This is a genomic window from uncultured Ruegeria sp., assembly GCF_947489545.1.
Lineage (GTDB): Bacteria > Pseudomonadota > Alphaproteobacteria > Rhodobacterales > Rhodobacteraceae > Ruegeria.
On record NZ_CANLDZ010000010.1, the window covers coordinates 1 to 25,085 of the forward strand.

Genomic DNA, 25,085 nt, shown 5'->3' on the forward strand with positions numbered 1-25,085 from the left:
GCTGGCGACCCAGCTCGGACGTGATCGAGCCATAAAGCTCAGGGTCACGATCAGACAGGGACTGGGTGAAAAAACCGTCATTTCGATGGGGTGCATTCACGTCGGATCTCCTTCGTACGGGTCAACCGGTCCAACCGAGACCGGCTGAAATGGCGTTCATGGATTGCAAGAGTGGAACCGGAACCGTTCCAGCCTGAGGCTCATCACGGGCTTGGCGAAGTAAATCGACCTGCAGCGTGTGAATGCGGGTCAGCTCTGCCCGCTTGCGATCGAACCGTTCGCACAAACGTGGAAAGCGGTGCCCTATGGCCTGACCACCGGTCAGAAACTGCACTGCGGTGGAGGCATTGGTATATTCTGTAGCAATGATCCCGAAAATCCGGGTGCGAATATCGGCATCCTGCACCAGACCCGCATATTGTTCAGCAAGGTCGAGATCGGTTTGATACAGCGATTTTTCCATTTCATCGACAGCAAGGCGGAACAGGCGCGAGTGCTGAAACAGATCCTGCAACACCTCGTCGCCGCGCGCGCCGCGAAACTTGCGAAAGCTGGCCATAGCAGAGCCGAACCCATACCAACCAGTGATCAAGTGCCGGTTTTGCGACCATGCAAAGACCCATGGAATGGCGCGCAGGTCATCCAGACTGGCCGCCCCGAACCGGCGGGTCGGACGCGATCCGATTTTCAGCCTGGCCAGTTCTTCGACCGGGCTGGCCTGCTGGAAGTAATCCAGAAACCCTGGCATTTGCAGCAGTGAGATATAGGCCGTTTGCGATAGTTCGGACAACGCATCCAGCGCGTCATCGAATTCTGGCCGCAGCAGGGGTTCGTTCTGGTCGGCCGTGTGGCGCAGCGTGCTGGACAGCAACAACTCCAGATGTGCAGCCGCCGTTCCGCGATTGGCATATTTGGTCGACACGACTTCGCCCTGTTCAGTGACCCGCAAACGTCCCGCAATGGTTCCGTTGGGTTGTGCGGCGATGGCGCGTCCGGTGGGTGCGCCACCACGGCTGACCGAACCGCCACGCCCATGAAAAAACGCGGCCCGAAAGCCCTGCGACGCCAGCGCGGTGACAATCCGGCGTTGCGCGCGCTCCAGCTCCCATGTCGAGCAGAAATAGCCGCCATCTTTGCCGCTGTCGGAATAGCCCAGCATCACCTCGATCACGTTGCCACCGGTTTTCAGGCTGCGGCGGGCAAGGGGCACATTCAGAACATCCAGCAGGATCGACGGGGCGTTGCGCAGGTCGGCGATTGTTTCAAAAAGAGGAACCACAGAAATATCAAGCGTTTCCGACCCAAACCCCGCATAGCGGGCCAGCAGATAGACCCCCAAAATATCGTCGGCAGAGCGGGTCATCGACAGGATGAAAGGCCCCACCGCATTTGGATCGGGTCCCGTCCGAACTGAATGCACGAGGGCCAGCAGGGCCAGTAATTCCTGCGCCTGATCGCTCAATCCGTCCCGTTCGTGGTATTGCAGATTTTGATCCGCCAATTCGGCGCGCAGCCGGGCTGACCATTCGGGTGACCCATATTCAGGGGCGGTTCCGGACATGGACCAGATCTCGGCCAAAACGCTGGTCGTGACGGTTGAATTCTGGCGGATATCCAGCGTTGCGGTGCGGAAGCCAAAAACCGCTGCCGCGCGGCACAGTGGCCGGACGTGTCTGCGGGCCAGAATAGCTGCGTCGACGGCGCAAAGTGCGGCATCAAGCGCATCGAGGTCACTGATGAATTGCGAGATGTGGTTATACATCCCGTCTGTTAATTTCTGGCGAATAGCGCTGAGGGCTTGTCTGAATGGTTCGTTGGGGTTTCGAGTGCTGTTTGGCACACAGTCAATGATTGCTTGCAATCTTGCAGCGTGGGGCTGAGGTAAGGGTAGGATCAGGGCACTGATGCTGAGCCTGCTGGCCGCCTGATCAAGGGCCTGACCATAAAGATCGACCACAGTCTCTTGTCCGCGTTGTAAGGCAAGCGCCGTCATGTCAGTGGTCACATTCGGATTGCCATCGCGATCTCCGCCAATCCAGCTATGAAAGCGAATTTTGGGGGTCGCATCCACGGTCTGGCCCAGAACGTGCAGGCAGGCCTGATCGAACCGGTCCATGACCTGCGGCACTGCGTCAAAGATTGCGTCGCGGAAGAACTGCAATCCCCACTCGATCTCATCCCGCAGGCTGGGGCGGGACAGGCGTAACTCGCCGGTCAACCACAGCAGATCGATCTCACCTTCGAGATCGTTCAGCAGCCCGGCCCGTTCTGTCGGCGTCCAGCGCTGCGTTTCAAGGCTGACGAGGACGCGGTAGATGCGGCGGTGAATCTCCAGAACGGTAACGCGCTTTGCCTCCGTCGGGTGTGCCGTCAGCGTGGGACCAGCCAAAAGCCTGCTTGCCAGCTTTTCGGTTTGCTCGGCGGTCGGGCACACATCAGACAATGCCTGGGCAAACCCACCTTCGACCGCATCAGCGCCGTCGTTGGTTTCGGTCAGGCGACGGTTTCGCACATCTGCGTTTTCGTCGATGAGGCGCAGAAGCTGAAACCAGATGGACAGGGCTTGCAGATATGGTGTTGCCGCCGGGCCTGTTGGGATGGGTGCCAGTGTCGTGGCCTCGGCCCAGATGGCCACATGCGGGGCCCGCTTCAGCAGGATGTTCCGCCATAGCATCCGCAATTCGATCCGCAGCCCTTCGGCATAGGTCGAAGAGTCGTGCGAAGGCCGAGTTTCCTGAGCCAAAGCTTGCATCAGATCACCCGGTCACGCGGCGGGCGGCCCTGAAAGAAATCATCCAAGTTATCCAGGACACGGAAACCCATCGCCTCTCGGGCTTCGCGGGTCGCGCTGCCCAAATGCGGTAGCATCACTAGGTTGTCGCATTGCAGCAAGTCCGGGCTGATCCGTGGCTCGCCATCAAACACATCCAGTGCGGCACCGCCGATCACGTCAAACATCAGCGCCTGGATCAAAGCAAACTCGTCGACGACCTCGCCGCGTGCAGTATTGATCAGGTAAGCATCCTGCTTCATCAGGTCCAACCGGCGTGAGTTGATCAGGTGTCGGTTTGTTACCCCACCGGGGCAGTGTAGCGAGACGAAATCGCATTGCGGCAACAGCTCATCCACGGTGTCGATTTGCGTGGCGTTACAATGTTGCAGTAATTCTGGCGATACACGGCTGCGGTTCTGAACTAGGATTTTCATGCCAAACCCGTGATGGGCGCGCCGTGCCATTTCCTGACCGATGCGGCCAAACCCAATGATGCCAAGCGTCTTGCCTGACACTTTGGTGCCAACAAGGTGCGTCGGTCGCCAGCCGGACCATCCACCTGCGCGCAGTTCACGTTCGCCTTCACCCGTGCGGCGGGCCACCATCGACAGCAAGGTCATTGCCAGATCGGCGGTGCATTCCGACAGTACATCGGGCGTGTTGGTGACGGTCATCCCCAGATCCCGTGCCGATGGCTCGCAGATATGGCTGTAGCCGACGCCGTAATTGGCCAGGATCCTGGTCTGGGCAGCGGGCACATCCAAGGCTTCTGCGTTCAGCGTGTCGGTCACTGTGGGCAGCACCGCATCATAGCTTTTCAGTGCTTCGCGGATCTCGGCCGGGGACATGGGTTTGTCCCCGGTGTTCAAGACCGCATCATAGTTTTCGGCCAATTGCGCCTCGACGGCGGCGGGCCAACGACGGGTGACAAGAACCGAAGGTTTGACCATCATGCTGCCTTTCTCATGACGCGGGCGATGGTTTCGCCGATGACAGCCGGGTTTTCAGCCACCGTGACACCGGCAGCCGAGAGGATCTCGACCTTTTCCGAGGCGCTTTCGCCAAAGGCCGAGATGATCGCCCCTGCATGGCCCATTGTCCGGCCCTTCGGTGCGGTCAGACCTGCGACATAGGCGACGACGGGTTTTGAGACATGATCGCGAATATATTCGGCCGCCTCGGCCTCTTGTGGCCCTCCGATCTCGCCGATCATGGCGATGACTTCTGTGTCGGCATCCCATTCAAACCGTTCGAGAATGTCGCGGAACGAGGACCCATTGATCGGATCGCCTCCGATCCCGACGCTGGTCGAGACACCGATGCCGCGCTCTTTCAGCTGCGCCGCAGCCTCATAGCCCAGCGTACCGGATCGACCGATGATGCCGACATTACCGGGCAGGTAGATGTGACCCGGCATAATACCCAGCAGGGCCTTGCCTGGGCTGATGGTTCCGGCACAGTTCGGGCCGGTCAGAACCATCCGCTTGTCCTTGGGATAGCGGTACATGTAGCGCTTGACCCGGATCATGTCCTGCGCCGGGATGCCGTCTGTGATGCAAACGCAATAGCGGATGCCTGCGTCTGCGGCCTCCATGATTGAATCCGCTGCAAACGGGGGCGGGACAAATACAAGGCTCGCCTCCGCGCCGGTGGCCTCGACGGCCTGTTTGACGGTGTCAAAAACGGGCACGCCTTCGACGGTTTCGCCGCCTTTGCCGGGAACAACACCGCCAACAACATTGGTGCCATAGTCGATCATGTCCTTGGTGTGAAAACGCGCCATACGTCCGGTGATGCCCTGAACAATTACGCGTGTGTCGCGGTCGAGGAGAATGCTCATTACACGGCCCTCATCTTGGTGTTTTGAGTCAGATCGCTTTTCCAGGCGCCAACGGCGCGCTCGGCGGCTTCCATTAAGGTTGTGGCGCGGATGATCGGCAGGCCGGACTGGGCCAGAATTTTCTGACCTTCCTCTACATTCGTGCCTGCGAGACGCACGACCACTGGCAGATCAAGCTGCAGCTCTCGCAGCGCCTGAACAACGCCTTCGGCAACCCAGTCGCAGCGGTTGATACCTGCAAAAATGTTGACCAGAACCGCCTGCACATTGTTGTCCGACAGCACCAGGCGAAAGGCCTTGGCCACACGTTCGGGCGATGCGCCACCGCCGATATCCAGGAAGTTGGCGGGTTCACCTCCGGCCAGTTTGATTGTGTCCATCGTGGCCATCGCCAGACCGGCTCCGTTCACGATGCAGCCGATGTTGCCATCCAGCCCGACATAAGACAGGCCACGATCCGCCGCGCGGCTTTCGCGCGGGTCTTCTTGGCTTTTGTCGCGCAGCTCTGAAATCTGGGGGTGCCGGAACAACGCGTTGTCGTCAAAGCTCATCTTGGCGTCCAGAGCTAGTACGCGGTCGTCTCCCGTCACGACCAGCGGGTTGATTTCCACCATGGTTGCGTCCAGCTCGCTGAAAGCGGAATAGCAGCCCTGTAGGGTCCGGACCATTTGCTGAACCAGACGAGGCTCGAGCCCCAGGTTGAACGCAATCTCGCGTGCCTGGAATTCCTGCAAACCCACTGCGGGTTCCACGATGGACCGCACGATGCTGTCTGGGCGCTCAGCCGAGATATCCTCGATCTCCATCCCGCCTTCCGAGGACGCCACGATCATCACCCGCTGGCTGGAGCGATCCAGAACAAACCCGAGATAGATCTCTCGGTCGATCGGTACGGCGGATTCGACGTAGACACGGTAGATGCCTTTGCCTTCTGGGCCCGTCTGATGGGTCACCAGCTTGCGGCCGAACATTTCATCACAGGCTTCGTGTATCTCGTTTTCGCTGTTGCACAGCTTGACGCCACCAGCTTTGCCGCGTCCGCCCGCATGGACCTGAGCTTTGACGATCCACTTGTCGCCTCCCAACTCCCGTGCGCGATAGGCCGCCTGTTCCGGGCTGTAGGCCAGCGCACCAGATGGGACGGCGACACCAAAATTCGAAAGAACTTCTTTTGCCTGATACTCATGAATGTCCATCTGCATTCCTCCCGTTTATGCAGTGTAATTATGCGGCGATCGACGTGCCGTAGCGGCTTTGGAGCAGTGCATCGATGTCGTCGAAATCAACCTGGCCCCCCAGCTCATGCATGGCTTCTGCAAACAGGCGCACGATCTGGCTGATGGCTTGGCGGTTCAGTTGATTGAGGATACCAATCCGAACCTGAACCGGCGCGCTGAGCGTCGGCCAGATGCCAAAGCCACGGGCGCGGCAGTTCTGAACCAGTTCCATCTCGCGCCCGGCCAGTTCGGCGGGCAGGTTCAGCACCACCAGGCTTGGCATGTCCGACGTCACTTCGCATCCCAGCGCGGTCACTGCATCGCGCAGGACCTTTTCGTGTGTCCGGTACGAGGCTGACCGCTTTGACAACCCATCCTGCAGCGTCAGGCGCAGAGATTCATGAAAGGCGGCGACCGCATAGCCCGAGTGGGTGCGGTGATAGGCGCCTTTTTCAACGTCCTGACCGTCGACGATACCCCAATGGCGGGCCTCGAAAATCGGGTTGTGGACATAGGTGTAAGCACCGGTTGATTTCAGGCTGTCGATATAGGCGTCGGTAAAGCTGACTGGCGCATAGGTCAGTGGCAGACAGCACAGACCTTTCTGCGGGCAAGACGCCCAACCAGCAATCCCCGGATAGTCGTCGATCCGGAAGTCTTCGACGCCCAGCGAGGAAACCGCATCGATCAGACCCATTGCGCCGTGACGTTCACACGCATCTGAAAAACCGCGCAGATCGTTGATGCGGCCCGAGCCGGTTTCCCAATGCGCCATGAAGGCCCATTTCGGTTTGTGTTCGGCTAATGCGGCTTCGACCGTTTCGCCAGTCACGGTCTGGCCATGCGGAACCTCGATCACCGTCACGCTCGCCGCCGGCGGATCCAGCGGGTTGGCCGCGTGTTCCTGTGGTGTTGCGGCCTTGATCCTGAGGGTCAGCGCATCGATGCCTGAAAAGGTGCCGTTTGAGAAGGCAACAACCTTGTCGCCAGGCATGACCGCCGAGAACATGGTGTCCAGCCCGCTCCAGCCAGTTCCGGCAACCGCAAAGGTATATGTGTTAGACGTGCCCCAGATCTGCCGCAGCATGTGCTTGCATTCGATCATGCCGCGCAAGACGTCGCCTTGCATGTGATCGGCCACCCCGGCGCCGGAAAAGGCCTGCAGCACACGGGCGTCGGTGTTGCCCGGTCCTGGCCCTGCTGCCAGGGTCTCGGGGATTTCGAGCGGGGAAAAAATCTGGGCAGTCATTGATGATCCTCCTCAAGCGTCTGGGTGGCAATCCACGCCCAAACTTCGCGTTGAGGGTCAGAAAAGCGATGCTTGCGTCTTTGCGCAACGTAACTTACTACTGCTTTAGGGTATCTAATTGGGTGGTTAATAAACTACCCATTTGGGCAAGAATACCGATGTATACAGTGAATTGACCCACCCTTATGGGTAGTTTGTTTAAATTTTGGGCGTAAAAACAATGGCCGAGTCTTCGCAGCATCCGATTGACGTTATGTTGGCCGACAACAACCCCTTGGTTCTGTCGGCCATGTCGGAAATCTTTGAACGTGATCCGCGATTCTCTTTGATTGCCACTTCGGCAACGGCCGAAGGGTTCTTGGGTGCGGTGATGCGGGTCCCGGTTCAGGTCTGTGTGGTCGCCTGGACTCTTCCTGTTTTGGGGGCCGCCAAATTGATCGAAGTTCTGCGCGAACAGGAAAACGCGCCGCGATTTGTCGTCTACGGTGAAGCCGCCGGCGATGTTCCCAGATTGGCGATGCAGGCCGGGGCTGCCGGGTTTGCGCCGCGTTCAGGTGAGGTCGAAGGCCTGCTGGAAACATGTGCAGACGTGGCAGCTGGCAAAATGGTCTTTCCGTTCATCGACGTGCGCAAGATGCAACAGGATCCAATTCACAACCTGTCGCGAAAAGAACGCGAAATTCTCGAGGCTTTGGCCAAGGGTTTGTCAAACCGGGACCTGTCGAAAGACCTGCAGATTTCAACCAACACGGTGAAGTTCCACCTGTCCAATATCTATGAAAAGCTCTCGGTCAAGAACCGAGCTCAGGCAATTGCATATTACTATTCGTCCAAGACGCCTTTGGAGTAGTTGCGGCAGGCCGTAGGTTTTTTTAGGAGGTTTTGCGGTCTGACCAGCTGCATCATCGATACGTCCCTCATGTTTCCAAGTTTGTGCCAAAAGAAATGGCCCGCCAAAGAGGCGAGCCATTTGTTTGTGACACCTGATCTTAGTCGTAAAGGACGGCTGCGATCTTGGGATCGTCGATATTCGACGCATCGTAGTAGTAAAATCCCGTGTCGATCAGCGCCGGAACGTCTTCACCATTTACAGCTGAAATCGCCGCTTTGACGGTTTCATATCCGATGCCAACCGGGTTTTGCGTGATCGCACCTGCCATCAGGCCGCTTTTGATGGCGTCTTTCTGGGCCTTGCCGCTGTCATAGCCAATGATCACCAGACCTTCGGTGCCCAGTTCCTGCACACCATTCACAACACCAATGGCGGAACCTTCGTTGGTGCCGAAGATGCCGTTCAGATCGGGATTGGCCGTCAGGATCGCTTTTGTCACCTCGGTGGATTTCAGGTGATCGCCTTGCCCGTATTGAACCGTCACAACCTCGATATCGGGGTATTTCTCGGCCATGCGATTGACGAAGCCATCTCGGCGGTCGATGCCGGTTCGGCTGGTCTGGTCATGCGCGACCACGGCTACTTTGCCTTTGCCACCAATTTTCTCGGCCATCTTATCCGCTGCCAACCCAGCGGCTGCCAGGTTGTCGGTGGTTGCTGTCGACACCGGGATGTCGCTGTCGACACCGCTGTCAAAGGCGATGATCGGAATACCTGCGTCGCTGGCTTGTTTCAGCAGTGGGATGGCGGCCTGACTGTCCAGGGCTGCAAATCCAATCGCTTTGGGGTTGTTGGCCAGGGCCGCGGCCAGCATGTCGATCTGGCGATCTACCATGGTTTCGTTGTCGGGACCTTCGAAAGTGATCCTGACGCCGTATTCGTCTGCGGCTTGCTGAGCGCCGGATTTAACCGCCTGCCAGAACTGATGCTGGAACCCTTTCGAAACCAGCGGGATGTATACTTCGTCCGCAGCCGAGGCCATCGAGGCCGGGGCTGCGAGTGTGGCAGCGCTGAGCGCCCCCAGTATGAAACGACGTGAAAACATGTTTAGTTCCTCCTCTGAAATTGTGATTTTTGTCGTGGTTTATTCGGTCAGCCGGCTTTCTTGCGTCGTGCCATGTCGGCATAAACAGCCAGGATGATGATTGCGCCCGTGACGACCGTTTGCCATTCCTGCGCCACGGACAGAACACGCAGACCGTTGGTCAGAACCGCCATGATCAAGGCGCCAATCAACGTGCCCAGGATGGTCCCGCGGCCGCCGGACAAGGATGTACCGCCGATCACAACCGCAGCGATGGCTTCAAGCTCGTACCCCAGCCCAAGGGCGGGCTGGGCAGAATTCAGGCGCGAGGCGATCAGGATGCCGCCAATCCCGCAGATACCGCCTGCAAGTGCGTAAATGCGCATTTTCCAGATGTCGGTGTTGACGCCTGACAGCCGCACCGCCTCTTCGTTTGAACCCAGTGCAAAGGTGTAGCGCCCCAGAACCGTACGCCCCAAGATATAGGACGCGGCCATGGCCACCAGAAACAGGATCAGGACGCCGTTGGGGATGGGTAAAGCCGGAAAAACCTCTCCGATCAGCGACCCGCGCGAGATCTGATCAAAGCCCGGCGTGTCATTGAAATAGATCGGTCGGGTGCCCGAGATCACAAGCGACAGCCCTTTGAGGATCAGCATCATGCCCAGTGTGGCAATGAAGGGTGGGATTTTCATCTTGGCAACAAAAGTGCCCGAGCACAGACCGCACAGCGCGCCTGCGGCGATGGCGGCGGCGACGCCAAGTAACAGCGGCATTCCCAGATAGGTCAGCACAACGCCAGCAATGACGGCGCAAAAAGTCATCAGCGTACCAACCGACAGGTCGATCCCGCCGGTGATGATCACCAGTGTTGCCGCCACGGCCAGCACGCCATTAACCGAGGTGGCTTGCAAAATGGCGATCATGTTCGAGGTCTGCATGAAATTCGGTGAGACAACCGAGAACCCAATCAGCAAAGCGATCAGACTGGCAAAGGCCAGCAGCTTTTGATACGCGCCGCTATCCGCCAAACCGGCGAGTGGCTTTTTCTTTTCGATATCCGTCGCTGTCGTCATCAGACTGTCCCTGTAACCTGCATCGCCGCCGCCCGTTGCGTGGCCAGATGCATGATGTCTTCCTGTGTGGTGTCTTTGCCGCCGGGTAAAATCCCGGTCAGCCGACCTTCGCACATCACTGCGATGCGATGGCTTAGGCGCATGATCTCGGGCAGTTCGGACGAGATCACGATGATCGTCTTGCCTTGTTCCGCCAGATCTTCGAGCAGTTTGTAGATTTCGGATTTTGCGCCCACGTCAATGCCGCGCGTGGGTTCGTCAAAGATAAGGATGTCGCAGTCGCGCAAAAGCCATTTGGCAATGACCACCTTTTGCTGATTGCCGCCGGACAGCAGCCTGACCTCTTGCCTGTCCGATGGCGTCCGAATGCCAAGCTGCTGGATGTATTGCTGAGCGGTTGAGGCCATCTCGCCATCACTCAATACACCGCCTTTGCTGGCAAACAGATCCATCGAGGCCAGTGCAATATTGTCCCGCACGTTCATTCCAGTAGCGAGGCCGAAATGTTTGCGGTCTTCGGACAGATAGCCAATTCCGGCCTTAACGGCGTCTTTAGGGGATCTGATCGAAACCGTTTTGCCATGCACCCGGATATTGCCACTATCCTTGGGGTCAGCCCCAAAGATCGCCCGGGCAACTTCGGTCCGGCCAGCACCCATTAGCCCTGCAAAACCCAGGATTTCGCCCTTTTGAACCGAGAAACTGACATCGTGTATTTCTTTATTTCGGGTCAGTCCGGATACTTGCAAAGCCACTTCGGCAGCTCCCAGATCAGGCACTTGCAGAGGTTCTTCCTTGACCTCACGGCCCACCATCATGGGGATGATCTTGCTGATCGGGGTATCCGCCGCGTTCACGGTGCCAACATATTCACCATCGCGCATCACGGTCACTCGGTCCGCGATCTGCTTCAACTCGTCCATCTTGTGGCTGATATAGACGATGCCTACGCCTTCGGATTTGAGGCGACGAATGATAACGAACAGCTCGGCAATTTCAGCGTCATTCAGGGCAGCAGTCGGCTCATCCATGACCAGAACTTTGGATCGATGAGATAGGGCCTTGGCGATCTCGACCATCTGCTGTTTTGCGATCGTCAAACTGCCTGCAAGTGTCTTGGGGTCAAGGTTCAGGTTCATCGAGGCGAAGATTTCGGCGGTTTGCGCATTCAGCGCCGCCTCATCCAGCCGACCAAATCGTTTTCGCGGTTCGCGGCCAATAAAGATGTTTTGCGCCACGGTCAGATCGTTCATCAGGCTCAGTTCCTGGTGAATGATCCCGATGCCCAGATTCTGCGCCTCGCGCGGGGTAGTAGGGCTGACCTCTTGCCCTTCGATTTTCAGGGTACCACCGTCACGCTGATAAATGCCCGAGAGGATCTTCATCAATGTGCTTTTTCCTGCGCCGTTCTCGCCCATCAGCGCGTGAACTTCGCCCGGAACAAGATCGAACTGCACGGCCTTAAGCGCATGCACGCCGGGGAAGTATTTTTCGATCCCCGTCATATCGACCAGTTTTGACATATTCCCTCCCATTTGCCCCTGACCCCTCCTTGGGCGTTCGCGGACTACATGACCGCGCCGATTTGCCAGGGAACGAATTCGACACCCCCAAAGCCCAGCTCTTCGCTTTTGGTTTTTTCGCCGGAAGCGACGCGGATCAGAATTTCGAACAGTTCCTCGCCTTTGGACTCGATGCTGACGCCTTCGGTGACGATGTCTCCGCAGTTCAGATCCATGTCGTCGGCCATGCGTGCGTACATTTCCGAATTCGTCGACAGTTTGATGCAAGGTGTCGGTTGATAGCCGGAAACCGAGCCGCGCCCGGTGGTAAACACGATTAGGTTTGCACCTGATGCCACCTGGCCGGTGACCGAACACGGATCAAACCCGGGGCTGTCCATGAAGACAAACCCGTTTGTGTCGATGCGCTCACCGAATTTGTAGACGTCACGCAGAGGTGCTGTGCCCCCTTTGGCGACAGCCCCCAGAGATTTTTCCAGAATGGTGGTCAACCCGCCGCGTTTGTTGCCGGGGCTTGGATTGTTGTCCATCTCACCGCCATTGCGTTCGGTGTAATCTTCCCACCAACCAATGCGGTCGATCAGCTTTTTGCCAACGTCCACGGTTTCAGCCCGCCGGGTCAGAAGATGTTCAGCGCCATAAATCTCGGATGTTTCCGACAGGATGGTCGTGCCCCCATGGCGCACCAACAGGTCCGAGGCGTATCCCAGCGCCGGGTTCGCCGTGATCCCGGAATACCCATCCGACCCGCCGCACTGCATCCCTACTGTGATTTGACTGATGGGTGCCGGTTGACGCTGGGCCTGATTGGCCAGTTGGGCGATGCCGCGCAGTTCATCCAGACCACGCTCAATCGTGCGACGTGTGCCGCCTTCGTTCTGAATGGTCATATAACGCAGCGCGCCATCGGACCGGATCGGACGCCCGCCGACCAGATCGGCCACTTGCATCACCTCGCATCCCAACCCGATCAGGAGGATGCCTGCAAAATTCGGATGCTGTGCGTATCCGGCGAGTGTGCGGAACAGGGTGGCGTAACCCTCGTCCTTGCCGGACATGCCGCACCCGGTGCCATGGACGATGGGCACGATCCCATCCACATTGGGAAGCTCATCCAGAAGACCGGATTTCGCCGCTGCCTCGGCAATAAAGCGTGCAACAGAGCCCGAGCAGTTCACGGTCGTAAGAATGCCGAGATAGTTGCGTGTCCCAACTCTGCCGTCCGCGCGGATGTAGCCTTGAAATGTCCGGCTATCGTCAATGTCGGCCAACGGCGTATTGGCGCTGGCATACGCGTAATCCTGATGGTGATCCCCCATGCCAAGATTGTGCACATGGATATGTTCGCCCGGCGCAATGTCTGACTTGGCCTGACCGATGATCTGCCCATATCGAAGCACGTTTTCGCCCGCTGGAATTGGTGCGATGGCAATCTTGTGGCCGCGGGAAACGGAACCGGGCAGGGGCGTCGGGACACCAGCTGGTTGATCCCCTTTGGGCAGGTCCCGCAACGCAATAACAACGTTGTCAGCCGGGTTCAGTCTGACCACATCGCGTATTGTCGGCATTAAGCCCTTGAAATCGTCGTGTGCTTGCATTGTTTTTCCGCTTGCTTGGCCAAACTGCTAAGCTGAAAACACTTACTTGTCAACTAACATGTTAGTATGCTAGATCGGAACCCATGACCAAACCCCAGGATATTGACGCCACCCTTTTGCAAGACATCTCAACGATTGAGGGGTCGCTGGCGCAGCGCGTCTATCTTGCAATCAAACAGGCCATACTAAATTTGGATTTCCCCCCGGGCGCGATCCTCAGAAAGGCGCCTATCTGCGACCGCCTTGGTGTTTCGCGCGCGCCTGTGTCCGAGGCGATTGCCCGGCTTGCCGCCGAAGGACTTGTTGATGTGGTGCCGCAATCTGGTACGCGCGTTTCCTATTTCTCGATGATCGAAATCCGCGAAGGCGCTTTTCTGCGCGAGGCGTTGGAATTGGCTGCTGTCGCCAAGGTCGCGCGTGACCTGACGGATGAGCAGCGCAAAAAACTCAGCCGCAATATGCGATTGCAGGAACTGTTGATCGAAGATGAGGATGTTCCCGGCTTCTATCAGGCGGACGAAGAATTCCACGCTTTGTTGATGGAGTTTACCGGTATCTCGAAACTGCCAGATGTGGCGCAGACCGTCTCGCTACAGGTGAACAGGGCGCGGATGCTGCTTTTGCCAACGCCGGGACGTATTGCCGAAACCATTTCCGAGCATCGCGTGATCTTGGATGCAATCAACGCGCAGAATGTACCAAATGCGCAAGAGGCGATGCGCCTTCATCTCGGGCAGTTGATGCCACGGATCGAAGTGCTTCAGCAGGAAAAACCAGAACTGTTTAATCTCAGTTCCCAGCACACCCGAGAGGCAGGATGACCGTTTCACAAACTGAGCTTTTGAACAGCCGCACATCCAGACCGGTTCCTCTGACCCGGATGGGGTTTGGTGGTGCACCGCTGGGAAACCTTTATCGCAAAGTGTCGGACAAGGACGCGCAGGCCGCTCTTCAAGCCGCCTTTGATGCCGGTATCCGTTTCTTTGACACCGCCCCGCAATACGGTTTGGGTCGGTCGGAACTCAGGGTCGGTGAGGCTGTCAAACGCTTTGGACGCGACAACATCCAGCTCTCAACTAAGATCGGACGCCTGCTACTGGATTGCGCCCCGCATGAGGTCACTCCGGAGGCGTTTGTCGACGTTCTCCAGAAACGGATCGTGTTCGATTACACGTATGACGGCGTCATGCGCTCTTACGAGGCGAGCCGGGAACGGATTGGTGTGGCAAATGCTGATATTTTGCTGGTCCATGATGTCTGCACCTTCAGTCAGGGCAGTCAGGAAATGTCCGATGCCAAAGTGCGTGAGCTGTTCGATGGTGGTGGTTATCGCGCGCTGACCGAGCTGCGCGATGCGGGTGAGATCGCGGCCATCGGCGCAGGCGTCAATGAGTGGCAGGTTTGTGAAAAGCTGCTAGGGCTGGGCGATTTTGACGGGTTCCTGCTGGCGGGGCGTTATACGCTTTTGGAACAGGAGGCGTTGAACAGCTTTCTGCCTTTGTGCGAAAAGCGTGACGTCGGCATTATTCTTGGCGGGCCCTATAACTCAGGAATTCTGGCCACGGGCGCTGTTCCCGGTGCAAAGTACAATTATGCCGATGCGCCTGCCGAAATCCTTGGCCGGGTCAGTAAGATCGAAGCCGTCTGTGCCGCACATGACACTCCCTTGATCGCGGCAGCACTGCAATTTGTTCTGGGTCATCCCTGCGTCAAAACCGTGGTTCCGGGTGCTGTCAGCGCAAACGAAGTGCAATCCAACGTCGCGCTGATGGAACGGGCAATTCCGGCGGCGCTTTGGTCCGATTTGCGCGGCGAGGGGTTGATCCGCCCTGACGCGCCCTTGCCTGAGGAGGCTGCCAATGCTGCGTAACATCGACCCGATCTTGTCGCCCGATCTGTTGCATGCGTTGCGCGCCATGGGACATGGGGATGACATCGTAATAGCAGATGCTAATTTTCCAGGAACCAGCGTTGGGCCCGAATGCATTCGGGCTGACGGGTCCACCGCCAGTGAGGTGTTGCGCGCTGTGTTATCGGTGATGCCACTGGACAGTTTTGTGCCTAACCCGGCGTTGACGATGCAGGTTGTGGGTGAACCGGATATCGTGCCCGATGCGGTGGCGGATCTTCAAAACATCATAGATGAGGTGGCCGACAACCCGGCGCCTGTGCAGGGGCTGGAACGTTTTGCCTTTTATGAACGCGCAGCCTCGGCCTATGTGATTGTTCAGACCGGAGAACGCAGGCTGTATGGCAATATCATCCTGAAAAAAGGTGTTATCAGTTGAGGCTGGACGCTCATCAGCACTTCTGGTCGGTTGCACGGGGCGACTATGGCTGGCTGACGCCGGATCTGGCCCCGATTTATCGCGATTTTCTGCCAGATGACTTACAGCCACAGCTGCAGCGCGCGGGTATCGACGGAACGGTTCTGGTTCAGGCCGCCCCGACCGTGGCCGAAACCAAATATATGCTATCGCTTGCGGATGAGACTCCGTTTGTTAAAGGCGTTGTCGGATGGGTTGATTTCGAAGCTTCGGATGCCGACGCTCAGATCGCCGTTTTGGCCGAACACCCTGCTTTCGTCGGTTTGCGCCCAATGATTCAGAACACTGCTGATCCGAACTGGATGTTGTGCTCGGCATTGACCCCGGTCTTTGAGGCGGTGCAAAGGCTTGATCTGACTTTTGACGCGCTGATCCTGCCGGAGCATCTTGCCCCGCTGCGTCAGCTATTGGAACGGCATCCAAATATGCGGGTCGTAATCGATCATGGCGCGAAACCGGCAATCCGCGATGGTCTGATCCATGACTGGGCGGGTGGCATGGCAGCATTGGCGCATCAAACCAACGCCTATTGTAAGCTGTCGGGTCTGGTGACCGAGGCCAAGCCTGACTGGCAGACCGGCGATCTACACCCCTATGTGCAGCATCTTCTGGACACGTTCGGCCCATCCCGCTTGATCTGGGGCAGTGACTGGCCGGTTTGCACCCTGGCCAGCACGTATGAACGATGGCTGGATACCACCGACACGCTGTTAAGCGCGTTAACAACAGCCGAGCGCGATGCCATCCTTGGGGGGAATGCTGCGCGGGCCTACCATCTCAGGAATTGAACGGATGACTTTGAACCTCGATCCTGCCGGGCTGTGGCTCGGGCGTATTGAACGCTCGGGCGTTGGTCCATGTGTTGTGACATTGCGCGGTGGTCAGGTGCTGGACATCACCTCAAAAACCGCGCCGACGACGCGCGACGTTCTCGAGCGCGATGATGCGGCGGACTACGTCAGCAGCGCGCCGGGTGAAGCCCTAGGTCCAGTTGAGGCAGGGCATCACTGGCTGGCGCCATGTGATTTGCAACCGGTCAAAGCCTGCGGGGTCACCTTCGCCGGTTCGATGGTCGAGCGCGTGATTGAAGAACAGGCCGCAGGTGATCCTGCCAAGGCAGCGGCCATTCGCGAACGCATTGGTAAGCAGGTTGGCGACAGCTTGAATGACATTATCCCCGGTTCGGACGCGGCCACCGATGTGAAGCAGGCGTTGATCGAGGAGGGGCTGTGGAGCCAATATCTGGAAGTTGGCATCGGCCCGGATGCCGAAGTGTTTTCTAAAGCACAGGTGCTGTCTTCTGTGGGTTATGGCGCCGAAGTTGGTCTGCACCCGATCTCAACCTGGAACAACCCCGAGCCCGAAGTGGTTCTGGCGGTCAGTTCGCAGGGCGTGGTCAAAGGCGCAACCTTGGGCAACGATGTGAACCTGCGCGATGTCGAAGGGCGATCAGCTCTGTTGTTGAGTAAGGCCAAGGATAACAACGCCTCGTGTGCGATCGGGCCAATGATCCGCCTGTTCGACAACAGCTTCACATTGGACGACGTGCGCAAAGCTGAACTGACTTTGACTGTCACTGGACAGGATGGGTTTGCCCTGAATGGGCGATCATCAATGTCCCAGATCAGTCGCGACCCAACAGATTTGGTGCAGCAAACAATCGGCCGTCATCATCAGTATCCCGACGGGTTGATGCTGTTTCTGGGTACGCTCTTTGCACCGACACAAGACAGGGATACGCCCGGCGGCGGGTTCACCCATAAGCTGGGTGATGTCGTCACGATTGCTAATGATCAATTGGGCGCGCTGACCAATACCGTGCGCCTGTCCACGGAATGCCCCGAATGGCGGTTTGGGGCGTCCCATCTGATGCGAAACCTGGCCCATCGTGGCTTGATTTGAGAGAGATCTTCTAATGTTGACCGGGAAACACCTGATTTCTGGCGATTGGATCGGTTCAGACGCGACCTTTGCGTCGGAACCTGCCCACGGCCCCAGCTATGATTTTGCCGTTGGCACACCGGCACTAGTAGACACAGCAGTTGCCGCAGCCGAAGACGCTTTTGCGACGTTCGGATGGTCCGCGCGGGCGGAACGAGCGGGTTTGCTCCGGTTAATAGCCGATGAGATTGACGCCCGGGGCGACGCGATCACCGAGATCGGTACGCAGGAAACCGGCTTGCCCGAGGCGCGTCTGCAGGGCGAGCTTGGTCGCACCGTAGGCCAGTTGCGCTTTCTTGCCGATCACATCGAACAGGGTGACTATCTGGGCGTGCGCCACGACCAGGCGTTGCTGGATCGAGCGCCCTTGCCGCGCCCTGATCTGTGCATGATCCAACGCCCGCTGGGTCCGATCGCGGTGTTTGGCGCATCAAATTTCCCGTTGGCTTTCTCAACTGCGGGCACGGATACCGCCTCGGCGCTGGCCGTAGGCTGCCCGGTTGTGGTCAAAGGTCACCCGGTCCATCCCGGCACGGGCGAGATTGTTGCGCAGGCTGTCGATCCGCCGCTTTCTGCGGCCTGACTGTTATCGGGATATCCCGATCGATTGTTTTTGGAGAAAGTGTGAAGGACAGAACAGGTATGACACAGTTTACCCCCTCAAATCGCTTGTCCGGCAAGACCGCTTTGATCACGGCGGCTGGGCAAGGCATTGGTCGGGCAACCGCCGCGCTTTTTGCCGCTGAAGGTGCGCGGGTGATCGCCAGCGATATCAACGATGCGTCTCTGGCCGAACTGGACGCAATCGACGGTGTCACCGCGCTGAAATTGGATGTCACCGATGCAGCGGCCGTAGGGACTTCTGTCGAAAGCCTGCCCAATCTGGATATCCTGTTCAATTGCGCGGGCTACGTTGCCGGAGGGTCAATTCTGGACTGTGAGGAAAAGGACTGGGATTTCAGTTTTGATCTGAACGTCAAAGCCATGTACCGGCTGATCCGGCTAACCCTGCCAGGGATGCTTGAACAGGGCGGTGGGTCGATCATCAACATGTCTTCGGTGGCATCGTCCTTGAAAGGTGTGCCAAATCGGTTCGCTTACTGCGCGTCCAAAGCGGCTGTTATTGGCCTAACCAAATCAGTTGCTGCTGATTTCGTCACCCAAGGCATCAGGTGCAGCGCGATCTGCCCCGGAACGGTCGATAGCCCCAGTCTGCATGACCGTTTGCGGGCGACGGGCGACTATGAACAAGCCATGACTGATTTCATTGCCCGGCAACCCATGGGACGCATTGGAACCGCAGACGAAATTGCGGAACTTGCGCTGTATCTTGGAAGCGATGCAAGCAAATATACATCCGGACAGCCCTTTGCCATCGATGGCGGCTGGACGATCTGAGTTGAAAAGGATCACGATATGAAACTTCTACGCTATGGCGCACCAGGTGCGGAAAAGCCCGGCCTGTTGGACGATGACGGTGCAATTCGGGATCTGTCGGGCGTGATCGATGACCTTTCGGGTGATGTTCTAAGGGACGAAGGGCTGCAGACGCTGCGCGAGCTTGATCCCAACGGCTTGCCTAAGGTCGATGGACAGCCCCGCATCGGCGCCTGCGTTGGCCACGTGGGCAAGTTCGTCTGCATCGGTTTGAATTACGCCGATCACGCCGCTGAGGCGGGTATGGATCTGCCGGCCGAGCCGGTGATCTTCTTCAAAGCGACCTCGTCGATCATGGGTCCCGATGACACAATTGAAATCCCGCGCGGATCGGTCAAAACCGATTGGGAGGTTGAGCTGGGCGTTGTCATCGGGACAGAGGCAAAATATGTCTCCGAGGCTGATGCCATGGATCATGTCGCGGGGTATTGCGTGATTAATGACCTGTCTGAACGTGACTTTCAGCTGCATCGCTCGGGCCAGTGGGTCAAGGGCAAGTCGGCGGACACGTTCGGCCCGATCGGGCCATGGCTGGTCACACGGGATGAGGTCACGGACCCGCAAGACTTGCCAATGTATCTTGAGGTGAACGGCCACCGTTATCAGGATGGTTCTACGCGGACGATGCATTTCGGGGTGGCTAATGTGATTTCGCATTTGTCCCAGTTCATGTCCTTGCAGCCGGGCGACGTAATCTCGACCGGGACGCCGCCCGGTGTTGGCATGGGTCAAAACCCGCAGACCTATTTGAAACCCGGCGACAAGGTCGAGCTGGGCATCGCAGGGCTTGGAGTCCAGCGACAGGGTGTTGTGGCAGGCTGAGAGTTTCCGGTTCGCCGTCAGGCAGCCCTAAAGCCAGCATCGAGCGCATTCAGAATGGCACTGGCGTCAGTTTCCGTCAGCACGAGCGGCGGGGAGAGAATTAGGTTAGGTCCCGACACGCGGACCATCGCGCCGTTTTGGTAGGCGGTCTCTTGCACCGTCGACGCGGTAGCTGCATCGACGGGTTTTTTGGAGCCCCGGTCTGATACCATTTCCATAGCGGTCATCAACCCGTATCCGCCGCGCACATCGCCGATAATATCATGTTTTTCCATAAGCTTCAGGCACCCCTGATAGAGTTGTGTGCCTCGGTCAGCCGCGTTTTCGATCACGTTCAGTCGTTTGGTTTCGGCCAGACAGGCGAGCGCTGCGGCCGCGCCCACAGGGTGCCCCGAATAAGTGTAGCCATGACCGATTTTGGCATCGGGATTGTCTTCGAATAGCTCGATTAACTTATCGCCCAGCATCACCGCTCCGAACGGGAAATACCCGTTGGTGATGGCCTTGGCCGTGCACATCATGTCAGGTTGAATACCCCAGAGCCGAGCGCCGGACCACGCGCCGGTGCGACCATAGGCCGTGATCACCTCATCAGTGATCAGCAGGATACCATTCCTGTTGCAAATCTCGCGAACCATCGGGGCGAAGGACTTGTGTGGAGGAATGACCCCGCCTGCGCCCAGAATCGGCTCCATAATCATTGCGGCGATGGTGTTGGCGCCTTGAAAGGCGATCTCGTCCTCCAGGGCAGCGGCGCAAAGCTGGGCCAGTCGCTCAGGGTCTGTCTCGTTAAACGGATTGCGGTAGGTATAGGGGGCCGGGATGTGGTAGCAGCCCGGCAAAAGCGGCTCATAGGCATTACGGAAATTGGCGTTGCCGTTCACCGATGCCCCGCCAACATGGGTGCCGTGATAGCCTTTTTTGAGGCTCAGGAATTTTACCCGCCCCGGTTCGCCACGCAATTTGTGGTATTGGCGCGCCAGACGCAGGGAAGTTTCAACGGAATCTGACCCGCCTGACGTGAAAAACGCCCGGCTGAGACCATCGGGTTTGAAAAACTCGCCCAACTCATAGGACAGCTCGATTGCGACGTCGTTGGAGGTGCCGCGAAAGGTCGAATAGTATGGCAACCGGTCAAGCTGCGCTGTGATCGCATCCTTCACGGGCCGACATGAATACCCCAGATTGACGTTCCACAATCCACCAACGCCATCCACAACCCGGTGGCCATCAATGTCGGTGATGTTAACGCCATCCGAACCAGTGATGATCTTTGGCGGGTTGTCGATGCTGTCCTTCGGAGATGTCATGGGATGCCACATCAGGCGACCGTTGTTCTCTTTCAGGAAATTTGAATCTTTCATGACGTGGTTTCCATTGAGTGCGGTTGTTTCAAGGAGTTGGCCCAAGCGGCCTCGATATGGCTGGGCAGCGTACCGCCCCAATTGCGGCTGATCTCGCGTGCGGCGACGATAAGTTCAGATTTAGTGACCTGTTCCAACTCGGACGTGAACCGAGACGCTACGCTGGCGACGGAAACAGCTCCGGCCAGCAACCCGGTGTGATCAAAGACGGGGGCGGCCAATCCAAGGATTTCGACTTCGAAACTTTGGTTCCCGCGGCCAAGACCCGTCTCGCGCGCAGAGCTGATCAACTCGGATAGCTCGTCCGCAGTGCTCGGTGTGGTATCGGTGAATTTTTCCAACTTAGTGACCGCAAAATCAAAAAGCTCATCTGGTCCAAACGCCAAAGCGCAAATGCCGGATGCCGTCGCATGAAGCGGGAAAACGTTGATGTCGACGACCGCGCGAATACCGTGGCGAGGGGATTCGCAGTCGTCCAGCGCATAGAGCGTTTTGCCGGACAGAACCGTCACATGGGCTGTCTCACCCGTTGCATCAGAAAGGGCCACAAGAGCGGCCCGAGCGCTGGCTTTGCGAGGCACTGTAGCCTCGCGCACATGCGCTAAATGCAACACGACCGGACCGAGGCGGTATTGTTTTGAAAGTGGGTTTTGCTCAACAAATCCAGCCATTTCAAGGGCCTGAAGATGCCGGTAGGTCGTCGCTTTATCCCGCCCTGCAAGCCTGCACAGCTGCGACAACCCGATCTCGGGTCGGTCAGTTGTAAAATGGTTCAGAAGCTCGAGTGTTTTGGTTGCTGAGGACATTAGCAGTCAATTCCTGTCATCTTAAAAAAAGTTTGACAGGTATTTATTAACATGGCAACCTTTTTTTCGAAACAACGGTTTAATATATGAACCGACAGCGGGGAGAAGAAAAATGCCTAAATTCACCACATCAATCACCGCCATGGCGCTGGCTTTGACGGCTGTCGCAGGCGTGGCGCAGGCGGAGTATCCGGAAAAACCTGTTGAGTTTGTCGTGCCGTGGCCTCCGGGTGATCTTGAAGACGTCTTGACGCGCATGATCGCCGAGGATTTCTCGGAAGCTTACGGAGTTCCGACAGCGGTCGTGAACAAGCCCGGTGGTGGCGGTGGTCCGTTCCCTGGTGCCATTGAAGTCGCGAATGCACCGGCTGATGGCTATACGGTTGGATCCTTCATTATCGCGATCCCGACTGTTGGTCCCCAGATCGGAATTCCGGAACTGAACCCTGATCCCTTCGTGCCACTTGGCAACTTCCTGACCTATCCGTTTGTTATCGCCGCCGGTGGCAACGCCCCCTATGACGATATGGCGGGTCTAGCGGCACATGCGCAGGAAAACGATGTGGTTCTCGGACATTTCGGAGCGCCGCTTGTTCCGACGCAGGTGACTATGGGGCTGGCCAAGGAGATGGGTTTTTCCTACGCCTCTGATGCAGCATTTGATGCTTTGGACTGCAACACTTTGGCGTCGGGTGATGTGGACGTGATCAACACCACTTTGCAGCTGATCCTACCCTGCCTGAGTGACGTGAAAGTTCTGGCCTCGATCGGGTCTGATCGGATTTCTCTGACACCCGACACGCCGACCGTAGCGGAATTGGCACCGGGTCTTGATGTCTCTCTCTGGAACGGTCTGTTCGTGCACAAAGACACCCCTCAGGATGTTCAGGATAAGATCATTGCGGTGGCAAAAGAGACTGTGATGTCGGATCGTGCACAAGCCTTGGCAGCTGAAACCGGTGCCGCAGTTTATTGGCAGCCTGCTGCAGATGTCGTTGATCAGATCAACAAGGACATCCAAACACTGGGTAACATTGACACGATGCTCTCTGAATAAACCAGACGAAGTGGCCGGGCAGCTAAACCGTCCGGCCATATTGTTTTACGATCACATTGGGGTCGGTCATGTCGCATGTCAAAACACTGCAATCCCTCTTCAAACGCTACCGCCGACCCGGTGATATCGTTTTTGCGTGGATCGCTCTGATCGTTTCCGTCTTTCTGCTTTTGCAACTGGCCGATCAAACCGTCTGGAAGAATGGTGGTAAACTGTTCGCCCAACCACGGTTCTGGCCTGCAGTCTCATTGGCCTGCATGGTGTTTTTTGCAGCCTTCCATCTTTTAGGGTCGGCTTTGTCCGAACGTATCCCTGGCCGGTGGAGAGAGGTTTGGCTGTGGATCACCTCGCTTGAATATGCGGGTTGGTTCATCGCCTACGCGGCCGTCGTTCCTTATGGAGGGTATTTACTGACAACCGTCGTGTTTGCGATCGCGCTGACCCGGCGCGTTGGCTATCGGCGTGCCTCGACCTTGATCGCTGCGGCCGCCGCAGCCGTCGTGATTGTTCTGTTGTTCAAGACGCTGCTGAAAGTGAACCTGCCCGGCGGCCTCATCTACGAGGCGTTGCCGGACGGATTGCGCCAGTTCATGCTGACCTATTTCTGATCGGACCAAATGATGGAAAACCTACTTGCAGGACTGGAAATGCTCGCCCGTTGGGACGTGATGCTGGCCTTGTTCGTGGGCTCAATCGGCGGCGTGATCATTGGCGCGATACCGGGCGTGGGCCCGGCAGTAGCGATTGCCATCCTGCTGCCTGCTACATTCTCGCTGGACCCGATTGTCGGCCTGACGATGCTTTTGGGAATTTACGGATCGTCAATGTATGGGGGGGCAATCCCTGCTGTATTGATCAACACGCCCGGCACCGCAGTGAATGCGTTGACCTCGTACGACGGCTATCCCATGACCAAAAGAGGCGAAGCGCATCGCGCTGTTTCACTGGCCTATAGCGCTTCTTTCTGGGGAGGGATTTTCGGGATCGGGTGCCTGATCCTCCTCTCGCCTGTGTTGGCTATTATCGCGCCTATGTTTGGCTCACGAGAGATTTTTTTGGCGGCTTTACTGGGCATTATCCTCGTGATCCTGGCCCATCGCGGGCAGATATTTGCGGCCGGAATGCTGGCGATGTTCGGCATCTTTCTGCAAACCGTTGGTCTTGACGCCGTGACCTACACCCAAAGATACACGTTTGGGTTTTCGTTCCTCAGCTCGGGCGTCAACTTGATCGTTGTCGTACTTGGCCTTTTCGCCCTCAGCCAGGCGTTCTTTTTGTTGACGGCGCCGGATAACAGCCCGGACGCCAAGCCGGTGAGCGGCAAGATGACCGCAGGCATCAAAGAGCTGATGAAACACAAACGGGTCGCGACCGTCGCTTCGGGCTTTGGTGTCATTCTTGGGATGATACCCGGCACCGGAGAGTTCACCGCCCAGTTCATGAGTTACACCTACGCGCAGAAAACCTCCAAAACGCCAGATGACTTTGGTAAAGGCTCGCCCGAGGGGCTGATTGCGTCCGAAGCGGCCAACAATGCGGTGCCCGCCGCTGCGATGATACCACTACTGGCCCTGGGCATCCCGGGAGAAGCGCTGACTGCGATGATGCTGTCAGTGTTTTATGTGCACAACGTCATCCCCGGCCCGCAGCTGTTCCAGAACAATATTGATCTGGTCTATGGGCTCTATTTCGCGCTGATCGCGCTGAACGTCATTGTGATGGTTTTTCTTCTGTTTTCGACGAACCTGCTGACCAAGATCATCCGGATCCCGACACGGTTCCTGGGTGTGCTGATCCTGCTCTTGTCTTTCGTGGGGGTCTATTCGCTGCGAAATTCACTGACCGATTGTATGATTGCGGCAGGTTTTGGGGTGCTGGGCCTGATCCTCAAACGTCTGAACCTGCCGATTGTGCCGATCATCCTTGGAATGGTTCTTGGTGGTATCATGGAGGTCAAGCTGCGGTCCGCGCTGCCCCGCCTCAAGACGCCGTTTGACATGATCGACCGTCCGATCTCCTTCATCCTCTTTGTTATGATCTTACTGGTGCTGGCGCTGCATGTTCGCACGTTGATCAAGGAATGGCGCGCGTACCAGCCCGAGGAAGATCACGACATGCATGACAGCCAATTGAGGTAGT

22 protein-coding genes and 1 pseudogene are annotated in these 25,085 nt (G+C 57.4%); 12 read left to right on the forward strand and 11 right to left on the reverse strand.

What is annotated here, in order from left to right; genetic code table 11:
* Positions 1 to 121 precede the first annotated feature (121 nt).
* From Q1B13_RS14345 to Q1B13_RS14365, 5 genes are read right to left on the reverse strand one after another with little or no spacing between them, the layout of a single operon-like run.
* Positions 122 to 2,752: a phosphoenolpyruvate carboxylase gene (locus tag Q1B13_RS14345; RefSeq protein WP_299081799.1), complete on the reverse strand. Its 2,631-nt coding sequence runs from the start codon at positions 2,750 to 2,752 to the stop codon at positions 122 to 124.
* Positions 2,752 to 3,723, reverse strand: a complete 972-nt coding sequence (locus tag Q1B13_RS14350; RefSeq protein WP_299081809.1) for a D-glycerate dehydrogenase — start codon at positions 3,721 to 3,723, stop codon at positions 2,752 to 2,754. The genes Q1B13_RS14345 and Q1B13_RS14350 overlap by 1 nt, the downstream gene beginning before the upstream one ends.
* Positions 3,723 to 4,613 (reverse strand): succinate--CoA ligase subunit alpha, encoded by an 891-nt coding sequence (gene sucD, locus Q1B13_RS14355; RefSeq protein WP_299081796.1) that lies wholly within the window; start codon positions 4,611 to 4,613, stop codon positions 3,723 to 3,725. Before sucD ends, Q1B13_RS14350 begins: the two co-directional genes overlap by 1 nt.
* The gene (locus tag Q1B13_RS14360; protein ID WP_299081793.1) at positions 4,613 to 5,809 is read right to left on the reverse strand and encodes a malate--CoA ligase subunit beta; all 1,197 of its coding nucleotides are present in this window, start codon (positions 5,807 to 5,809) and stop codon (positions 4,613 to 4,615) included. Before Q1B13_RS14360 ends, sucD begins: the two co-directional genes overlap by 1 nt.
* A 28-nt stretch (positions 5,810 to 5,837) precedes the next feature.
* On the reverse strand, positions 5,838 to 7,079 hold the full coding sequence (locus tag Q1B13_RS14365; RefSeq protein ID WP_299081791.1) for an aminotransferase class V-fold PLP-dependent enzyme: 1,242 nt from the start codon (positions 7,077 to 7,079) through the stop codon (positions 5,838 to 5,840).
* 220 nt (positions 7,080 to 7,299) lie between these two features.
* On the opposite strand from Q1B13_RS14365, the gene Q1B13_RS14370 reads away from it, so the two are divergent.
* Positions 7,300 to 7,929 (forward strand): response regulator transcription factor, encoded by a 630-nt coding sequence (locus Q1B13_RS14370; RefSeq protein WP_298936175.1) that lies wholly within the window; start codon positions 7,300 to 7,302, stop codon positions 7,927 to 7,929.
* Between the two features lie 139 nt (positions 7,930 to 8,068).
* Here the strand turns inward: Q1B13_RS14370 and Q1B13_RS14375 are convergent, their stop codons facing one another.
* From Q1B13_RS14375 to Q1B13_RS14390, 4 genes are read right to left on the reverse strand one after another with little or no spacing between them, the layout of a single operon-like run.
* Entirely contained in the window at positions 8,069 to 9,016 is a 948-nt protein-coding gene (locus tag Q1B13_RS14375) for an ABC transporter substrate-binding protein (protein WP_299081790.1), read from the reverse strand.
* 47 nt (positions 9,017 to 9,063) lie between these two features.
* Complete coding sequence (locus tag Q1B13_RS14380; RefSeq protein ID WP_299081788.1) at positions 9,064 to 10,071, reverse strand: ABC transporter permease; 1,008 nt, start codon at positions 10,069 to 10,071, stop codon at positions 9,064 to 9,066.
* Positions 10,071 to 11,594, reverse strand: coding sequence for a sugar ABC transporter ATP-binding protein (locus tag Q1B13_RS14385; RefSeq protein ID WP_299081786.1), 1,524 nt, complete (start codon positions 11,592 to 11,594; stop codon positions 10,071 to 10,073). The genes Q1B13_RS14380 and Q1B13_RS14385 overlap by 1 nt, the downstream gene beginning before the upstream one ends.
* A gap of 44 nt (positions 11,595 to 11,638) precedes the next feature.
* Positions 11,639 to 13,192, reverse strand: coding sequence for a UxaA family hydrolase (locus Q1B13_RS14390; RefSeq protein WP_299081783.1), 1,554 nt, complete (start codon positions 13,190 to 13,192; stop codon positions 11,639 to 11,641).
* An 83-nt stretch (positions 13,193 to 13,275) separates the two neighbouring features.
* Here Q1B13_RS14390 and Q1B13_RS14395 point away from each other — a divergent pair, with 83 nt between their 5' ends.
* The 8 genes and pseudogenes from Q1B13_RS14395 (at position 13,276) to Q1B13_RS14430 (ending at position 19,719) form a co-directional block, all read left to right on the forward strand.
* A complete protein-coding gene (locus Q1B13_RS14395) occupies positions 13,276 to 14,013 on the forward strand; it encodes a GntR family transcriptional regulator (protein WP_299081781.1) in 738 nt (245 codons plus the stop codon).
* Positions 14,010 to 15,062 (forward strand): aldo/keto reductase, encoded by a 1,053-nt coding sequence (locus tag Q1B13_RS14400; RefSeq protein ID WP_299081778.1) that lies wholly within the window; start codon positions 14,010 to 14,012, stop codon positions 15,060 to 15,062. The genes Q1B13_RS14395 and Q1B13_RS14400 overlap by 4 nt, the downstream gene beginning before the upstream one ends.
* Positions 15,052 to 15,480: an RbsD/FucU family protein gene (locus tag Q1B13_RS14405; RefSeq protein ID WP_299081775.1), complete on the forward strand. Its 429-nt coding sequence runs from the start codon at positions 15,052 to 15,054 to the stop codon at positions 15,478 to 15,480. Before Q1B13_RS14400 ends, Q1B13_RS14405 begins: the two co-directional genes overlap by 11 nt.
* On the forward strand, positions 15,477 to 16,307 hold the full coding sequence (locus Q1B13_RS14410) for an amidohydrolase (RefSeq protein WP_299081772.1): 831 nt from the start codon (positions 15,477 to 15,479) through the stop codon (positions 16,305 to 16,307). Before Q1B13_RS14405 ends, Q1B13_RS14410 begins: the two co-directional genes overlap by 4 nt.
* Before the next feature lie 4 nt (positions 16,308 to 16,311).
* On the forward strand, positions 16,312 to 17,421 hold the full coding sequence (locus tag Q1B13_RS14415) for a fumarylacetoacetate hydrolase family protein (RefSeq protein ID WP_299081769.1): 1,110 nt from the start codon (positions 16,312 to 16,314) through the stop codon (positions 17,419 to 17,421).
* Positions 17,422 to 17,434: 13 nt separating this feature from the next.
* Positions 17,435 to 18,019, forward strand: a pseudogene (locus Q1B13_RS14420) (aldehyde dehydrogenase family protein); the annotation flags it as partial.
* An 83-nt stretch (positions 18,020 to 18,102) separates the two neighbouring features.
* On the forward strand, positions 18,103 to 18,858 hold the full coding sequence (locus Q1B13_RS14425) for an SDR family oxidoreductase (protein WP_299081766.1): 756 nt from the start codon (positions 18,103 to 18,105) through the stop codon (positions 18,856 to 18,858).
* A gap of 18 nt (positions 18,859 to 18,876) precedes the next feature.
* Positions 18,877 to 19,719, forward strand: coding sequence for a fumarylacetoacetate hydrolase family protein (locus Q1B13_RS14430; RefSeq protein WP_299081763.1), 843 nt, complete (start codon positions 18,877 to 18,879; stop codon positions 19,717 to 19,719).
* A 17-nt stretch (positions 19,720 to 19,736) separates the two neighbouring features.
* Here Q1B13_RS14430 and Q1B13_RS14435 read toward each other — a convergent pair whose 3' ends face one another.
* Positions 19,737 to 21,083 carry an aminotransferase class III-fold pyridoxal phosphate-dependent enzyme gene (locus tag Q1B13_RS14435; protein WP_299081760.1) on the reverse strand — a complete coding sequence of 449 codons (1,347 nt, stop codon included), beginning with the start codon at positions 21,081 to 21,083 and terminating at the stop codon, positions 19,737 to 19,739.
* Positions 21,080 to 21,889: an IclR family transcriptional regulator gene (locus tag Q1B13_RS14440; RefSeq protein ID WP_299081757.1), complete on the reverse strand. Its 810-nt coding sequence runs from the start codon at positions 21,887 to 21,889 to the stop codon at positions 21,080 to 21,082. The genes Q1B13_RS14435 and Q1B13_RS14440 overlap by 4 nt, the downstream gene beginning before the upstream one ends.
* Positions 21,890 to 22,001: 112 nt before the next feature.
* On the opposite strand from Q1B13_RS14440, the gene Q1B13_RS14445 reads away from it, so the two are divergent.
* From Q1B13_RS14445 to Q1B13_RS14455, 3 genes are all read left to right on the forward strand, one after another.
* A complete protein-coding gene (locus Q1B13_RS14445) occupies positions 22,002 to 22,946 on the forward strand; it encodes a tripartite tricarboxylate transporter substrate-binding protein (RefSeq protein ID WP_299081754.1) in 945 nt (314 codons plus the stop codon).
* 68 nt (positions 22,947 to 23,014) lie between these two features.
* The gene (locus Q1B13_RS14450) at positions 23,015 to 23,554 is read left to right on the forward strand and encodes a tripartite tricarboxylate transporter TctB family protein (protein ID WP_299081751.1); all 540 of its coding nucleotides are present in this window, start codon (positions 23,015 to 23,017) and stop codon (positions 23,552 to 23,554) included.
* A 12-nt stretch (positions 23,555 to 23,566) separates the two neighbouring features.
* Positions 23,567 to 25,084 (forward strand): tripartite tricarboxylate transporter permease, encoded by a 1,518-nt coding sequence (locus Q1B13_RS14455; protein WP_299081748.1) that lies wholly within the window; start codon positions 23,567 to 23,569, stop codon positions 25,082 to 25,084.
* The last annotated feature ends 1 nt before the right edge of the window (position 25,085 follow it).

What these genes read in the sequence shown, in the direction of transcription:
- Q1B13_RS14345 (WP_299081799.1), bottom strand. Translation starts at nt 2,752, where the DNA reads ATGCAAGCTTTGGCTCAGGAAACTCGGCCTTCGCACGACTCTTCGACC.
- Q1B13_RS14350 (WP_299081809.1), bottom strand. Translation starts at nt 3,723, where the DNA reads ATGGTCAAACCTTCGGTTCTTGTCACCCGTCGTTGGCCCGCCGCCGTC.
- sucD (WP_299081796.1), bottom strand. Translation starts at nt 4,613, where the DNA reads ATGAGCATTCTCCTCGACCGCGACACACGCGTAATTGTTCAGGGCATC.
- Q1B13_RS14360 (WP_299081793.1), bottom strand. Translation starts at nt 5,809, where the DNA reads ATGGACATTCATGAGTATCAGGCAAAAGAAGTTCTTTCGAATTTTGGT.
- Q1B13_RS14365 (WP_299081791.1), bottom strand. Translation starts at nt 7,079, where the DNA reads ATGACTGCCCAGATTTTTTCCCCGCTCGAAATCCCCGAGACCCTGGCA.
- Q1B13_RS14370 (WP_298936175.1), top strand. Translation starts at nt 7,300, where the DNA reads ATGGCCGAGTCTTCGCAGCATCCGATTGACGTTATGTTGGCCGACAAC.
- Q1B13_RS14375 (WP_299081790.1), bottom strand. Translation starts at nt 9,016, where the DNA reads ATGTTTTCACGTCGTTTCATACTGGGGGCGCTCAGCGCTGCCACACTC.
- Q1B13_RS14380 (WP_299081788.1), bottom strand. Translation starts at nt 10,071, where the DNA reads ATGACGACAGCGACGGATATCGAAAAGAAAAAGCCACTCGCCGGTTTG.
- Q1B13_RS14385 (WP_299081786.1), bottom strand. Translation starts at nt 11,594, where the DNA reads ATGTCAAAACTGGTCGATATGACGGGGATCGAAAAATACTTCCCCGGC.
- Q1B13_RS14390 (WP_299081783.1), bottom strand. Translation starts at nt 13,192, where the DNA reads ATGCAAGCACACGACGATTTCAAGGGCTTAATGCCGACAATACGCGAT.
- Q1B13_RS14395 (WP_299081781.1), top strand. Translation starts at nt 13,276, where the DNA reads ATGACCAAACCCCAGGATATTGACGCCACCCTTTTGCAAGACATCTCA.
- Q1B13_RS14400 (WP_299081778.1), top strand. Translation starts at nt 14,010, where the DNA reads ATGACCGTTTCACAAACTGAGCTTTTGAACAGCCGCACATCCAGACCG.
- Q1B13_RS14405 (WP_299081775.1), top strand. Translation starts at nt 15,052, where the DNA reads ATGCTGCGTAACATCGACCCGATCTTGTCGCCCGATCTGTTGCATGCG.
- Q1B13_RS14415 (WP_299081769.1), top strand. Translation starts at nt 16,312, where the DNA reads ATGACTTTGAACCTCGATCCTGCCGGGCTGTGGCTCGGGCGTATTGAA.
- Q1B13_RS14425 (WP_299081766.1), top strand. Translation starts at nt 18,103, where the DNA reads ATGACACAGTTTACCCCCTCAAATCGCTTGTCCGGCAAGACCGCTTTG.
- Q1B13_RS14430 (WP_299081763.1), top strand. Translation starts at nt 18,877, where the DNA reads ATGAAACTTCTACGCTATGGCGCACCAGGTGCGGAAAAGCCCGGCCTG.
- Q1B13_RS14435 (WP_299081760.1), bottom strand. Translation starts at nt 21,083, where the DNA reads ATGAAAGATTCAAATTTCCTGAAAGAGAACAACGGTCGCCTGATGTGG.
- Q1B13_RS14440 (WP_299081757.1), bottom strand. Translation starts at nt 21,889, where the DNA reads ATGTCCTCAGCAACCAAAACACTCGAGCTTCTGAACCATTTTACAACT.
- Q1B13_RS14445 (WP_299081754.1), top strand. Translation starts at nt 22,002, where the DNA reads ATGCCTAAATTCACCACATCAATCACCGCCATGGCGCTGGCTTTGACG.
- Q1B13_RS14450 (WP_299081751.1), top strand. Translation starts at nt 23,015, where the DNA reads ATGTCGCATGTCAAAACACTGCAATCCCTCTTCAAACGCTACCGCCGA.
- Q1B13_RS14455 (WP_299081748.1), top strand. Translation starts at nt 23,567, where the DNA reads ATGGAAAACCTACTTGCAGGACTGGAAATGCTCGCCCGTTGGGACGTG.